This is a genomic window from Marinobacter sp., from assembly GCF_052091845.1.
GTDB lineage: Bacteria > Pseudomonadota > Gammaproteobacteria > Pseudomonadales > Oleiphilaceae > Marinobacter.
The window spans coordinates 41,881-54,921 of sequence record NZ_JBQDCO010000021.1 but is presented as its reverse complement, the minus strand read 5'-3'; the positions used below and the strand labels follow the sequence as shown (position 1 = coordinate 54,921).

Sequence of the window (13,041 nt, the reverse complement as noted above, 5' to 3'; positions counted from 1 at the left end):
AAGAAAGCGATGTGGATCTTGAGCTTGCCGATCTTCTGGAAGAACCTGAAGTGAGTGCGGCTTTGTATCCCCGCCAACTGCGGGCGCTGCATTGATCTGACACTTTGAACCCAAAAAGCCGGGCACTGATAGCCCGGCTTTTTGGGTTTTAGAAGTATTGTTTTTTGGCAGAACCTGACCTTTTCGCACCTGACCTGGCTGTATGAGTGTCCCAGTTGTTTTGTGGGTTCGGGTTTGGCCGCTGAATAGTTTATAATCGCCGGCTTTAAACCTGCACCCACAAGGCGCTGACCGTGATTGTATTTAACCAGGTACAGAAGTCGTATCAGGTGGGCGGCCGGGCGATCCCCGCGCTTCATCCTACTGATATGACCATAGAAACCGGCGAGGTGTTCGGCATTGTCGGGCATTCCGGGGCGGGGAAATCCACCCTGGTCCGGCTGATCAACCTGCTGGAGCCTGCCACCGGCGGCGATATTCTGATTGATGACGAGAATATCACCCGATACAGCGCCGCAGAGCTGCGAGCCTTTCGCCGCAAAGTCGGCATGATCTTTCAGCACTTCAATCTGCTGTCTTCCAAAACCGTAGCGGACAACATTGCCTTCCCCATGAAGCTGGCGGGCATCTATTCCAAAGCGGAAATCCGGGACCGGGTACACGAACTGCTGGCCCGCGTGAGCCTTGTGGATCAAGCCGATAAATACCCGTCGCAGCTATCCGGCGGCCAGAAGCAGCGCGTGGGCATTGCCCGCGCCCTGGCCTGCAGGCCCACCATTTTATTATGTGACGAAGCCACAAGTGCCCTGGACCCGCAAACGACCCAATCGGTGTTGCGCCTGCTGGCGGAAATTAACAAAGAGCTGGGTCTTACCATCGTGCTCATCACCCACGAGATGGACGTGGTGCGCCGGGTGTGTGACCGGGTGGCGGTAATGGATGGCGGCCGTGTGGTGGAAATGGGCGATGTGAGCGATGTCTTCCTTCACCCACAACATCCCACAACCCGGGAATTTGTGCTTGAAAGTGAGAGTGTCGACAGCCGCGACAGACAAGAAGACCTGCAAAAGGCCAACGGTCGTATTCTGCGCCTGACTTTCAAGGGTGAGTCCACCTACCAGCCGTTGCTGGGCAGTGTAGCCCGTGCCTCTGGCGTCGATTTCAGCATCCTTGCGGGTCGTATCGATCACATTAAAGACACGCCTTACGGGCAGCTAACCCTGTCTTTGGTGGGCGGCGATCTGGCTGTGGCCATGAGCGCACTGGAAGAGGCCGAAGTTCACGTGGAGGTGTTGCGCTGATGGAAGCTTTACTGAGTAACGTGGATTGGCCGGAGATTGGCGTCGCAAGCTGGGACACCCTGGTGATGGTGGGGCTGTCGCTGCTGTTCAGCGTATTGGCCGGTCTGCCCATAGGTGTGCTGTTGTTTCTAACCGGTAAACGCCAGTTGCTGGAGCAGCCAGTGGCATACGCCGTGCTGTCATTTGTGGTGAACGTGCTGCGGTCTGTGCCGTTCATTATTCTGCTGATTGTGATGATACCGTTCACTGTCATGCTGATCGGAACCTCGCTCGGTGTGGCCGGTGCTATTCCCCCGCTGGTGGCAGGCGGTGCGCCGTTCTTTGCCCGACTGGTTGAGACCTCCCTGCGCGAAGTCGACCGGGGCATCATCGAAGCCACCCAAGCCATGGGCGCTAGCGTGCGGCAGATCGTTTTCGGCGCCTTGCTGCCTGAGGCGCTTCCGGGCATCATCGCAGGTATTACCGTAACCGCGATTACGCTGGTGTCTTATGCTGCTATGTCTGGTGTCATCGGCGGCGGTGGCCTTGGTGATCTGGCAATTCGCTTTGGTTATCAACGGTTCCAGACCGACGTGATGGTGATTACCGTGGCCCTTCTGGTGATTTTTGTGCAGGTGCTGCAGATGATCGGTGATCGACTGGTTCTGCATTTTAGCCGTAAATAGTTTGTTTCTGAGTGAGCTTTTAGTGGCAATACGCTCTTGAAAACACCTCAGAACCAAGCTCAGCCTACGCCATGCCTCCCGAAAAACGTGGAGCGCCAAGGATGGCGCGACCGAGCCCTACAGGGATGTATTTACGGGCGTTTTTCGGGAGGCATGGCGTAGGCTGGGCGCTGCCATGAACAAAACTGTTGTTATCCGAATATAAACGCGAATAGGAGAGTGCTAGATGAAGTTTAAAAAAGCCTTGGTAGCCCTGGCGGCTGCATCCGTTTTTTCTGGCGCAGTAGCCGCTGAAAAGCTGTCCGTAGCTGCAACCCCCGTACCCCACGCCGAACTGTTGGAATTTGTGAAGCCTAAGCTGGCGGAACAAGGTGTGGAACTGGATGTGAAAGTATTTACCGACTATGTTCAGCCGAACATTCAGGTAGATCAGAAGCGTCTGGACGCCAACTTCTTCCAGCACCAGCCGTACCTGGATGAGTTCAACGATGGCCGGGGTACCAACCTGGTGACCGTTACCGGCGTACACGTTGAACCCTTTGGAGCATACTCCAACAGGATCGACTCTCTGGATGATCTGGAGAAAGGAGACGTGATTGCCATTCCGAACGACCCCACCAACGGCGGCCGCGCCTTGTTGCTGTTGCAAAAAGCCGGGGTAATCACCTTGAAAGAAGACAGCAAAATCACTGCAACGCCCCGTGATATTGCAGACAACCCCAAAGATCTCGATTTCAAAGAGCTGGAAGCCGCAACTCTGCCACGGATTCTCGGCCAGGTAGATGTGGCTCTGATCAACACCAACTACGCGCTGGAAGCAGGCCTGAACCCATCAGAAGATGCTTTGATCATTGAAGGTTCCGAGTCTCCTTACGTGAATATTCTGGTGGCCCGCCCTGATAACAAAGACAGCGAAGCCGTTAAGAAACTGGCGAAGGCGTTAAAATCAGACGACGTTCGCGAGTTCATCAAGAAGCAGTATGAAGGTGCCGTTGTTCCGGCGTTCTGATTAGGGGCCCGGCGAGAGCCGGGCTTTATTTATTGTCCCGAATATTGTCCGCTTCAGATCAAAAAACACACAGTTTATTGTGCGACCTGTGTTTCAGGTCTACTTTGAGAAGAGGCGGAAAATAAGTGTCTCTGTCTGAATTATGTTGGTGAAAACATGCCAGCCTATACTTAGTCATTGGTTTAGGGACAAAATTATGGCGACCTATAGATTTGCAGTGACCCTGCTTGCGGCGGTGGTTATGGCTTCGGGCTGTACAACCGTTTCAAGACAAATGGGTAGTATTACCGCTAACAAGTACGCAGATGCCCGCAGCGGCACCGTGTGGGTTGTTCCACCGCCCCAGTTGGAGCCCCCCGCGCATTCCGATAAAAACGTGTATATTTCATATCGCAACATTTCCGACAGTGATATCCAACTCCTCTCTTTGATGAAAGAGTCTGCAAGAGAGCAGGGCTGGAATATTGTAAATAATCCGAGCGATGCAAAGTATCGGCTGCGTGCGTCAACCAGATACTTTGGCGAAGTTGAGCCCGAGTCTGGTGGTGCAGGTGCAGCACGGACGATGGGTGTTATTTCTGGTGCCGCGGTGGGTGTCGGTACGGGATACGCCATATCCGACATGACAGACAGCGGTGTAGCCGGCGTCGTTGGCGGTGCGGCTACAGGAGGATTCGCGGGTCTGGGTATCAGCAATGCCTCCAAACCACGGGAGTGGGCGTTGATTATTGATGTGGTTTTGGAAGAGCGGCAAAGTAAGCCTGTAGAGTTCGATATGGCTACGGATTCCGGCAGCGGCACGTCTGACCGGGCGGGTGCTGCTAACTCTCGAATGGCGTCTGGTGGAGGTACAGCGAAGAGAAACACCAGTGCTGCTACCGCCAAACGTAAAAGCAACTACTTTCCCCATGGGATTCGCCTGTCTGTCTGGGCAAACCAGATGAATATGACGGAGGAAGAAGCCTTACCCGAGATAGAGAAGCGCACTGAGCAGGTTGTTACACAGATGTTGCCAATGTAATTTTATTGAGTAAAAACAGGCAACAAAAAGGCCGGGCAACGAGAGTTGTCCGGCCTTTTTGTATTCACTATCGTCTGCGCTCAGTACCCGGCGCTGGTGATTAATCACCGCTCCAGTTAGCCGTGGGGTCTGGTGTCATACGCAGGTAAGACTTCACCGCCTTATAGCCTTTCGGGAAGCGTTGCTTGATTTCGTCTTCATCCTGCAGCGACGGCACAATGACCACGTCTCCGCCGCGCTCCCAGTTGCCCGGGGTGGCGACCTTGTGGTCGTCGGTCAGCTGCAGGGAGTCAATCACCCGTAGAACTTCGTTGAAGTTGCGACCGGTGCTGGCCGGGTAGGTGATGATCAGACGAACTTTTTTGTTCGGGTCAATCACGAAAAGCGAGCGCACGGTCACAGTGCTGTCGGCGTTGGGGTGAATCATGTCGTATAGCTCAGCCACCTTGCCGTCGTGATCTGCGATGATCGGAAAGTTCACGGAGCAGCCCTGGGTTTCGTTGATATCCTTGATCCACTCGTGGTGGGAATCAACCGGGTCTACGCTCAGTGCAATTGCTTTAACGTTGCGTTCTGCAAATGCATCTCTGAGTTTCGCAGTCAGGCCAAGTTCCGTTGTGCACACTGGTGTAAAGTCTGCAGGGTGCGAAAACAGCACACCCCAGCCATTGCCGAGCCATTCGTGAAACGAAATTTCGCCTTCACTGGAATCCTGTTTAAAGTCCGGTGCGGTATCTCCCAAACGTAAGCTCATTTTTGCTCTCCTTTTTTGCGGCTTTTTTTTAACACTGTTTGAAGTTCCGGCAAGCCGATTGCCGGATTCATTTACTGCGTGTATACGAGAATCATTGGTGCTGGACGAAGCGATTGCAAGGGCTAGTTGATGCACCTCATCCGGCAATGGCGGCTTAGTCGCCCCGGTTAGCACAGTTTCTGCCTTACAGCCCCACGGTTTTTTCCCGCTCAAAATGTTCCCTGGTTAGCTTGAACACCACCGGGCTGAGGAACAGAAGGGCAATCAGGTTGGGCAGTGCCATCATGGCGTTCAGCGTGTCGGCAACCAGCCAGATAAGGCCAAGGTTTACGGTGGCGCCAAGGGGAATGGCGAGAACCCAAGCTACGCGATAAGGCACGATGGCTTTCACGCCGAATAAAAATTCGATGCACCGTTCGCCATAAAAAGACCAGCCCAGCAGCGTTGTAAAGGCAAACACTGCCAGAGCAATAGCTACCACATAATCGCCGACCCCGGGCAATGCGTGGGAGAACGCCATAGACGTAAGTGCGGCGCCAGACTCTCCAGATGTCCAAACCCCGGAGGTAATGATGACCAGGCCCGTGATGGTACAAATAATAATGGTGTCGATAAAAGTGCCCAGCATGGCCACCAACCCCTGATTGATCGGGTTCTTGGTTTGTGCTGCGGCATGGGCGATAGGGGCAGAGCCCAGGCCGGCTTCGTTGGAGAATATTCCCCGGGCAACCCCAAAGCGGATGGCGGCCCAAACCGCTGCACCGGCAAAACCACCCTCTGCAGCGATAGGGCTGAATGCATGTTCGAAAATCAGTGCAAAGGCAGCCGGAATGTCTGCAACGTTCAGGGCCAGCACAACCAAACCGGCCAGCAAGTACGACACCGCCATAAGCGGCACCAGGGCGCTGGCTACCTGGCCAATGCGGCGGATACCGCCAATAAGCACCAGGCCCACCAGCACCATTAAAATGAGCCCGGAGATCCAGTGTGGCAGACCGAACGTGGCTTCCATCACGTCGGCAACCGAATTGGCTTGCACCGTATTGCCAATGCCAAACCCTGCAATGGCTGCGAAAACGGCAAACAGTATGCCCAGCCAGGCCCATTTTTTACCAAGGCCGTTGCGAATGTAATACATGGGGCCGCCAACGTGGGCACCACGCTCATCCACCTCACGAAAACGCACAGCCAGCACGGCTTCTGAATACTTGGTGGCCATGCCGACCAGTGCGGTCAGCCACATCCAGAATAGCGCTCCCGGGCCACCGAGAAAAACGGCAGTAGCCACGCCGGCAATGTTTCCGGTGCCCACGGTTGCCGAGAGGGCTGTCATTAACGCCTGAAATGGCGGGATTTCACCGTCGGATTCCACACCGGCTGCACTGCGGCCGCTCCACATCAAACGGATGCCAGCACCGAGTTTGAGTATGGGCATAAGCTTCAGGCCGAGACTGAGAAACAGGCCAACGCCAAGAATCAGGACAAGCATGGGTGGGCCCCAGACCAATCCGTTGATTTGTCCCAGAATATGTTCAATGGCTTCCATGGGGGTCCCCTGTGCGTGCCATAGTTTAGTGGTGTGGTTTCAATCGCGAGGATTATAACTTATTGAGTTTAGTCCGATATCACACTGTGTAAACCGCCGTGCCGGGAAAATTGGAGGATTCCGGGCTAATTGCCTATGTTTAGAGTGTAGGACCCGGCTGGCATTGGCTGCCGGGTTATCCAAAAAGGAAGGGCTATCCATGAGTGCACTCAGAGTATCTGATGTTATGTCGAATCACATTGCGCCCATCCGCCGCGGAACGTCGCTTTCAGATGTCGTAAAGACGTTGTTGGAATACCATGTTTCCGGGCTGCCTGTAGTGGATGAAAACAGGCATTTACTGGGTTTTGTGTCTGAACAGGATTGTATTCACGCGTTGCTGGTGAGTAATTACCATTGTGAGGGCGACCCCATTGTTGACGACGTGATGTTTCGCGAGCCGTTGTCGGTTGCCCCTGGCACAGCTATTGTTGACCTTGCCCAGAAGCTCGGTTCTGGCAAGCCGAAGGTGTATCCTGTTGTGGAGCACGAAAAGCTTATCGGCATTGTTACGCGTACGGCTGTGCTGGCTGAACTGGCCCGTATAGGTTGCGGAGTTGAGCTTTCAAAGCGTGCACGCGCCGACGACTGATTAAACCGTGCTCTCAACCAGCTTTTCAACCAGCACGCTCAATCCGTATTCTGCAGAGGACATTATGGAACTGCTATCCACCAACGTCAGTTTTGACGGAGAACACCGCCGCTACAGCCACACATCTGCCACGCTGGAGTGCACCATGGAGTTTGCCGTGTATCTGCCGCCGGCAGCGGTGGGGCCTAACCCTAAGAAGGTACCAGCGCTTTGGTGGCTTTCGGGGCTAACCTGCGACGATCAGAACTTTATGCAAAAAGCAGGGGCCCAGAAGCAGGCCGCCAGACTGGGTATGGCGATTATTTGCCCGGATACCAGCCCGCGCGGCGTGAACCTGCCGGGGGAAGACGACAGCTACGATTTCGGAAGCGGAGCAGGGTTCTATATCAATGCCACACAGCAGCCGTGGGCGCCTCATTACCGCATGTACGATTACGTTGTTAAGGAGCTTCCGCAGCTGGTTGAGGGTGAGTTACCACTCACGGATAAGCGCAGCATTAGTGGTCATTCCATGGGAGGCCATGGTGCACTGATATGCGCACTTCGCAATCCGGGCCACTATGCCTCTGTGTCTGCGTTTGCTCCCATTGCCCACCCTACCATTTGCCCCTGGGGTGAGAAGGCGTTCAGCGGGTATCTTGGTGACAACCCGAAAAGCTGGGAGGAGTGGGACGCCACCCTGCTGATTCCCGGTGCCAGTGAGCGGTTGCCACTACTGATTGATCAGGGAACATCGGACAACTTTCTGGCTACCCAGCTTAATCCTGAAGCCCTGGTTGAGGCCTGCGAGCAACATAGTCACCCCATCAATCTGCGTATGCGTAATGGCTATGATCACAGCTATTTCTTTATCGCTTCGTTTATTGATGACCACCTGAGTCATCACGCCGAAGCGTTGGGCCTCAGCTGAAGTTTGCCATGTCCGGGGCTGGCCCGATTAGCCGGAAAAGCCCCGCGAGCCCGCACTGGCTTATGCTAGAAGGTAACTCTGTCTGGCTGGAAGATAAATGGCATGTTAAGACGTCTTAAAGCCGACTTTCGGCTGTCGATCATTACTCTTCTGGGAACCAGTGCGCTTCTGGGGATTACCCCGTTTGCCGCCATACGCTTTTGGCAGGGTAATGTTCTTGCGGGGCTGATAGACACCTCTATTTTGGTGTTTATCTGCGCCGGTATGGCTTATGCCTGGATAACCGGGGATACGCGTCGCAGTGGAATGGTGCTTGCTGTTATTGCTTGCGCAGGGGCTGTGGCGGTTGCGGCAGCGGTTGGAGAGGTTGGCTTGTTTTGGCTTTTCCCCTGCCTTGTGACCACATTTTTTTTGGCAAACCCGCGACTCGCCACGCTTCTTAACGCTACCTCAATTGTCGCTATGGTGGCCCAGAGCGACGTTTTTCAATCTGATATTCAAATGTGGACGTTTGCGGCAACGGCCGTTGTTGTTAGCGCGGCGGCTTTTGCGTTTGCTCAACGAACGGACGATCAGCGTGAGCGTTTGGAGCAATTGGCGACCATAGACCCGCTGACTGGCGTTCAAAACCGGCGCGCCATGAACGAAGAACTTGGCGAGGCAACGGCTCATGCCGAACGTACTGGCATGTCCTACGCTCTGGTGATGATGGATATAGATCATTTCAAAAAGATTAATGACACCTACGGCCATGGTGTCGGGGACAGCGTTCTTGTGGATCTGGTGACTCGGGTACAGCAAAGCACCCGGAAGTCGGACCAGCTTTTTCGCTATGGGGGTGAGGAGTTTGTACTTTTGCTACCGGGTGTTGATGGCGCTGGTTTGTCAGCGGTTATGAATAACCTTCAACATATAGTGCGAAAGAAGGTGAAGCATCCGGGCGGGGCGATAAGCGCATCGTTTGGAGTTGCGGTGCTGAGGCACAGCGAGCATGTGGGTAGCTGGCTGGAGCGCGCCGATTCAGCGCTTTATGAGGCCAAGAAAATGGGTCGTGACAGGGTTGTTTTTTCAGGCAACATGCCCAAGCCAACAGCCAAAGAGCCGGCCACCGGCACTGGGTTTGTTGACTAGCCGAGCTCTGTTTGCGGGCGGTAACGAAACAATCTCCACCCCAGCAATACGCTTGCCGATGCCAGCCCTCCGGTTAACCCTACCCAAAATCCCGCAGCTCCCATGGCGGGTACCAGTAAATCGGTAAACGTAAGCGTATAGCCTAGCGGCAAGCCCACACCCCAAAACGAAAACAGCATGATCAGCATGGGAATGCTCGTATCCTTGTAGCCTCGCAGCGAGCTGATACAGGCAACCTGAATAACATCGGCTACCTGAAAAATAGCCGCGAACATTAGCAACCGTACAGTCACTGCCTGAACGTCCGGATCGCTGGTATAAAGCGCAGCAATGCCCCGGGAGAAAACAAACAGTAAAATAGCGAACACCAGTGCTGTGGCTGCAGCCAGGATCAATGAGCTTCGGGAAATCAGGCGGGCAGTATCCGGCGCCCTGGCACCCACAAGAAAGCTGATCCTGAGAGTAAGTGCCATGCCAATGCTCAGTGGCATCATGAACAGCAGAGATACCACGTTCAAGGCAATCTGGTGCCCGCCCACGACCACCGGACCCAGGGGTGCAAGGAATAATGCAATGACTGAAAACATGCTGGCTTCCACAAAAATAGTGAAACCAATGGGTATGCCCACGCTCAGGATGTAGCGAATCAGGGGTATGTTGGGTTTCGTCCAACTGCTAATCAGGTGGAACTGCTTATACAGCCTGCTTCGGTTGAGATACACTAGCAGTGCGATGGCCGCCGAACCGTTGGAAAGTGAGGTGGCCCAGCCACAGCCAACGCCACCCATGGCGGGTACGCCCAGCTTGCCGTAAATGAAAATGTAATTAAGCGGCAGGTTAATCAGTGTGCTCAACACAGAAAACGCCATGATTACCCGAGTGTGGCCCAGACCGTCAGTCAGGCCGCGCAGTGCGGTGATCAGCAGCAGGGCGGGAACGCCCCAGGCGAAAGCGTTCAGATAGCCCTGGGTAATGCGGGCCGTGTTGGACTCCAGATTCAGCCCTTCCAGAACCGGATGCACGTTGGTGAGCAGCATAATCATGATGATTGCGCCAACACCGGCGATGTATAACCCCTGCCAGGTAGCCGGCATGATCTTTTCTGGCGCGCGGGCGCCGTTGTACCCGGAAATAATCGGTTGCAGTGCCCCGAGCATGCCCATAAAAAACAAAAACAGCGGCATCCACAGGCTGCTACCGATGCCCACGCCGGCAAGATCTTCCGCACTGGCGTGGCCCGCCATAACCGTGTCGATAACGCCGTTGGCCATTTGCGCTATCTGGGCGATCAGAATGGGACCACCCAGTATCGCCAGGGTTTTCCATTCGGTTAATGTCCGCGAAACGAGCGGCTTGCGAGTTTCCGGAAGTGGCTGATGGGTTTCATCCATAAGGTGCGTATCCGAGGGGTTGGAACAGGCAAGTGTTCCGGCTGGTTTATTTATGGGCCGAACAGACTACCGGGTTGTAATGATTTATGTCATACGGAATTGCCACTCAGAAGCGCTGAAACCAACCTGAAAACCCGCTAAAGTACATGCCCTAATTCTTACACACGGCAGGCACTATGGGATTACTGGTCTTTGTAACAATACTCTGGGCTTTTTCGTTCAGTTTGATTGGCGAGTTTCTCGCTGGCCATGTAGACAGTGATTTTGCTGTGCTTAGCCGGGTGCTGTTGGCCACACTGATCTTCTTGCCGTTTACACGGTGGCGTGGAGTGCCCGGGGGGCTTCGGCTGGGGGTTCTGGTAGCGGGTATGATGCAGTTTGGTATTACTTACCTGTGTCTCTACCGCTCGTTCAGCTACCTGACCGTACCAGAGGTTTTGTTGTTCACCATATTCACGCCGCTGTACGTTACCCTGATTGACGATGCGCTGTTCCGGCGCTTTTCCCCGGTTGCGCTGGTGGCCGCGGCAATAGCCACACTTGGCGCAGGTATTATCCGTTACGACGGCCTGAGTGAAGACTTTATTACAGGGTTTGTGTTGCTTCAGGTTGCAAACTTTACGTTTGCGGCGGGCCAGGTTGGCTACAAACACGTTATGCGGCGGTACCCGATTGATATTCCCGCGCACCGCACCTTCGGCTACTTTTTTATCGGTGCGCTGATTATCGCGCTGCCCTCTTTCATGGTATTCGGCAACGCTGAACGCTTACCCACAACCGCGCTGCAATGGGGCATCCTGACATGGCTGGGGTTGGCCGCTTCGGGGCTTGGCCTGTTCCTCTGGAATCGCGGCGCCTGCAAGGTAGATGCCGGTACGCTCGCCATCATGAATAATGTTCTGGTGCCAGCGGGGTTGCTGGTTAACCTGCTTATCTGGAGCCGGGACGCAGACCTGTTCCGGCTTGCCCTGGGCGGTGGTGTTTTAGCTTTTTCACTGTGGGTGAACGCCCGCCTTCACCCCAGGGCGCAAATGGCAGAGACAGCCTGAGGCAGGGCCGCGTGTTTCGTAGACCAGGAGGATCCGGCTTATTGCCTTCCCGGAAAAGCAATTAAATGCCGTTTGCGGGTAATCCGGCCCGAAATTGGTGTCGGCGCTGGCATCCCCGCGCCTGTGCTGGCAAAATCCCAGTCAATTGCTCTGGGTAAGCCAGTGGCCCCTCCTTTCGCTTCCTTAGCCAAAAGCACAGGAACATAACATGACTCAATTTAACAAGGCCTCGGGTTCTGGTTCTTCTCGTAGCCTATGGTCTTCCCGCTTTGCCTTTATACTTGCCGCCACTGGCTCCGCCGTTGGCCTTGGCAATATGTGGAAATTTCCCTATATCACCGGTGAAAACGGCGGTGGTGCCTTCGTTCTGGTTTACCTTTTGTGTATTGCTGTGATTGGTGTCCCCATCATGATGGCAGAAATATACATAGGTCGCAGTGGCCGCCATAACCCCATTGGCAGCATGCGCCTGGTGGCTGAGCGTAACCTCAGTTCGCCGGCGTGGCGTATTTCTGCGGTTATCGGCATGATTGCGGCCTTCGCGATCCTGTCGTTTTATTCTGTCATCGGTGGTTGGGCTGCTTCCTACATTGGCCATGCGGCTACGGGTGATTTCGCCGCAGGCACCGCAGATTCCATTGGTAACCTGTTCAGTGATTTGCTGGCCAGCCCGAAGCAACTGCTTGCCTGGCACACCCTGTTTATGGCGTTGGTGGTTCTGGTGGTTTCACAGGGTCTGAAGAGCGGCCTGGAACGTGCAGTTACCATATTGATGCCAGCGCTGTTCGTTCTGCTGCTGATTGTTGTGGGTTACGCCACCACCACTGGCCATTTTGGCGAGGCGGTCAGCTTTCTGTTTACGCCCAACCTCGAGGCACTCACCATTAATGGTGTGTTGATTGCCTTGGGCCACGCGTTCTTCACCCTTAGCCTTGGCATGGCCATCATGATGGCTTATGGCTCTTATCTTGGCCGCGAGATACCGGTTGGCCGCACGGCAGTCAGCATAGCGCTGATGGATACCGTTGTGGCGCTGCTTGCCGGCCTTGCGATTTTCCCGGTGGTGTTTGCCAACGGCCTGGAGGCGAGCGCAGGCCCCGGCCTGATTTTCCAGACTCTGCCGCTGGCGTTTGGCAATATGCCCATGGGCGGTTTGTTTGGCACTCTGTTCTTTATTTTATTACTGTTTGCCGCCTGGACGTCGGGTATTTCCTTGCTGGAGCCCGTGGTTGAGTGGGTAGAGGAAAATACCAGCATGGGGCGCTCGGGCAGTGCGATTGTAGTGGGTCTGCTCTGTTGGTTGCTGGGTATTGCTTCTATTTTGTCGCTGAACGTATGGGCCGACTTTGCGCCTCTTGATATGTTCGCGCGCTTTGAAGGCAAAACCATCTTTGATCTGCTGGACTTCTTCACGGCGAACATTTTGCTACCACTGTCAGGCTTGCTGACGGCGATCTTTGTGGGCTGGTTTGTGGCCAAAGAATCTCTGAAATCGGATCTCGACATGGGCGAAGGTTCGTTCGCACTGTGGCTGAACTGGTTGCGTTTTGGCACGCCCATAGCGGTTATGATCGTGTTTATTTACAACCTGTTTGTGTAATAACACTGGAAAATAAAAACCCGGAAGGCAGTT

12 protein-coding genes are annotated in these 13,041 nt (G+C 54.5%); 9 read left to right on the top strand and 3 right to left on the bottom strand.

Annotated features, from left to right (window positions below; all coding sequences use genetic code 11):
* Positions 1–293: 293 nt before the first annotated feature.
* From ACTHYN_RS08780 to traT, 4 genes are all read left to right on the top strand, one after another.
* Positions 294–1,301: a methionine ABC transporter ATP-binding protein gene (locus ACTHYN_RS08780; RefSeq protein ID WP_441812078.1), complete on the top strand. Its 1,008-nt coding sequence runs from the start codon at positions 294–296 to the stop codon at positions 1,299–1,301.
* A complete protein-coding gene (locus tag ACTHYN_RS08775) occupies positions 1,301–1,966 on the top strand; it encodes a methionine ABC transporter permease (protein ID WP_441812077.1) in 666 nt (221 codons plus the stop codon). The genes ACTHYN_RS08780 and ACTHYN_RS08775 overlap by 1 nt, the downstream gene beginning before the upstream one ends.
* Positions 1,967–2,192: 226 nt before the next feature.
* On the top strand, positions 2,193–2,975 hold the full coding sequence (locus tag ACTHYN_RS08770) for a MetQ/NlpA family ABC transporter substrate-binding protein (protein WP_441812076.1): 783 nt from the start codon (positions 2,193–2,195) through the stop codon (positions 2,973–2,975).
* A 196-nt stretch (positions 2,976–3,171) separates the two neighbouring features.
* Positions 3,172–3,996 carry a complement resistance protein TraT gene (gene traT, locus ACTHYN_RS08765; RefSeq protein ID WP_441812075.1) on the top strand — a complete coding sequence of 275 codons (825 nt, stop codon included), beginning with the start codon at positions 3,172–3,174 and terminating at the stop codon, positions 3,994–3,996.
* Between the two features lie 100 nt (positions 3,997–4,096).
* Here the strand turns inward: traT and ACTHYN_RS08760 are convergent, their stop codons facing one another.
* On the bottom strand, positions 4,097–4,750 hold the full coding sequence (locus tag ACTHYN_RS08760) for a peroxiredoxin (RefSeq protein WP_441812074.1): 654 nt from the start codon (positions 4,748–4,750) through the stop codon (positions 4,097–4,099).
* A gap of 184 nt (positions 4,751–4,934) precedes the next feature.
* On the bottom strand, positions 4,935–6,296 hold the full coding sequence (locus ACTHYN_RS08755; RefSeq protein ID WP_441812073.1) for an alanine/glycine:cation symporter family protein: 1,362 nt from the start codon (positions 6,294–6,296) through the stop codon (positions 4,935–4,937).
* 199 nt (positions 6,297–6,495) lie between these two features.
* Here ACTHYN_RS08755 and ACTHYN_RS08750 point away from each other — a divergent pair, with 199 nt between their 5' ends.
* The 3 genes from ACTHYN_RS08750 (at position 6,496) to ACTHYN_RS08740 (ending at position 8,968) form a co-directional block, all read left to right on the top strand.
* Positions 6,496–6,927 carry a CBS domain-containing protein gene (locus ACTHYN_RS08750; RefSeq protein WP_441812072.1) on the top strand — a complete coding sequence of 144 codons (432 nt, stop codon included), beginning with the start codon at positions 6,496–6,498 and terminating at the stop codon, positions 6,925–6,927.
* Between the two features lie 64 nt (positions 6,928–6,991).
* Entirely contained in the window at positions 6,992–7,837 is an 846-nt protein-coding gene (fghA, locus tag ACTHYN_RS08745; protein WP_441812071.1) for an S-formylglutathione hydrolase, read from the top strand.
* A 102-nt stretch (positions 7,838–7,939) separates the two neighbouring features.
* Complete coding sequence (locus tag ACTHYN_RS08740; RefSeq protein ID WP_441812070.1) at positions 7,940–8,968, top strand: GGDEF domain-containing protein; 1,029 nt, start codon at positions 7,940–7,942, stop codon at positions 8,966–8,968.
* On the opposite strand, the gene ACTHYN_RS08735 is transcribed toward ACTHYN_RS08740, so the two are convergent.
* Entirely contained in the window at positions 8,965–10,359 is a 1,395-nt protein-coding gene (locus ACTHYN_RS08735; RefSeq protein ID WP_441812069.1) for an MATE family efflux transporter, read from the bottom strand. The genes ACTHYN_RS08740 and ACTHYN_RS08735 overlap by 4 nt on opposite strands.
* A 176-nt stretch (positions 10,360–10,535) precedes the next feature.
* On the opposite strand from ACTHYN_RS08735, the gene ACTHYN_RS08730 reads away from it, so the two are divergent.
* Both ACTHYN_RS08730 and ACTHYN_RS08725 read left to right on the top strand, forming a co-directional pair.
* A complete protein-coding gene (locus ACTHYN_RS08730; protein ID WP_441812068.1) occupies positions 10,536–11,408 on the top strand; it encodes a carboxylate/amino acid/amine transporter in 873 nt (290 codons plus the stop codon).
* Between the two features lie 208 nt (positions 11,409–11,616).
* Positions 11,617–13,008 carry a sodium-dependent transporter gene (locus tag ACTHYN_RS08725; protein WP_441812067.1) on the top strand — a complete coding sequence of 464 codons (1,392 nt, stop codon included), beginning with the start codon at positions 11,617–11,619 and terminating at the stop codon, positions 13,006–13,008.
* Positions 13,009–13,041 lie beyond the last annotated feature (33 nt).

Excerpts from the sequence above, each read along its gene's own strand:
- fghA (WP_441812071.1), top strand. The coding sequence starts at position 6,992 with ATGGAACTGCTATCCACCAACGTCAGTTTTGACGGAGAACACCGCCGC.
- ACTHYN_RS08750 (WP_441812072.1), top strand. The coding sequence starts at position 6,496 with ATGAGTGCACTCAGAGTATCTGATGTTATGTCGAATCACATTGCGCCC.
- ACTHYN_RS08760 (WP_441812074.1), bottom strand. The coding sequence starts at position 4,750 with ATGAGCTTACGTTTGGGAGATACCGCACCGGACTTTAAACAGGATTCC.
- ACTHYN_RS08770 (WP_441812076.1), top strand. The coding sequence starts at position 2,193 with ATGAAGTTTAAAAAAGCCTTGGTAGCCCTGGCGGCTGCATCCGTTTTT.
- ACTHYN_RS08755 (WP_441812073.1), bottom strand. The coding sequence starts at position 6,296 with ATGGAAGCCATTGAACATATTCTGGGACAAATCAACGGATTGGTCTGG.
- ACTHYN_RS08740 (WP_441812070.1), top strand. The coding sequence starts at position 7,940 with ATGTTAAGACGTCTTAAAGCCGACTTTCGGCTGTCGATCATTACTCTT.
- ACTHYN_RS08775 (WP_441812077.1), top strand. The coding sequence starts at position 1,301 with ATGGAAGCTTTACTGAGTAACGTGGATTGGCCGGAGATTGGCGTCGCA.
- ACTHYN_RS08735 (WP_441812069.1), bottom strand. The coding sequence starts at position 10,359 with ATGGATGAAACCCATCAGCCACTTCCGGAAACTCGCAAGCCGCTCGTT.
- ACTHYN_RS08730 (WP_441812068.1), top strand. The coding sequence starts at position 10,536 with ATGGGATTACTGGTCTTTGTAACAATACTCTGGGCTTTTTCGTTCAGT.
- ACTHYN_RS08725 (WP_441812067.1), top strand. The coding sequence starts at position 11,617 with ATGACTCAATTTAACAAGGCCTCGGGTTCTGGTTCTTCTCGTAGCCTA.
- traT (WP_441812075.1), top strand. The coding sequence starts at position 3,172 with ATGGCGACCTATAGATTTGCAGTGACCCTGCTTGCGGCGGTGGTTATG.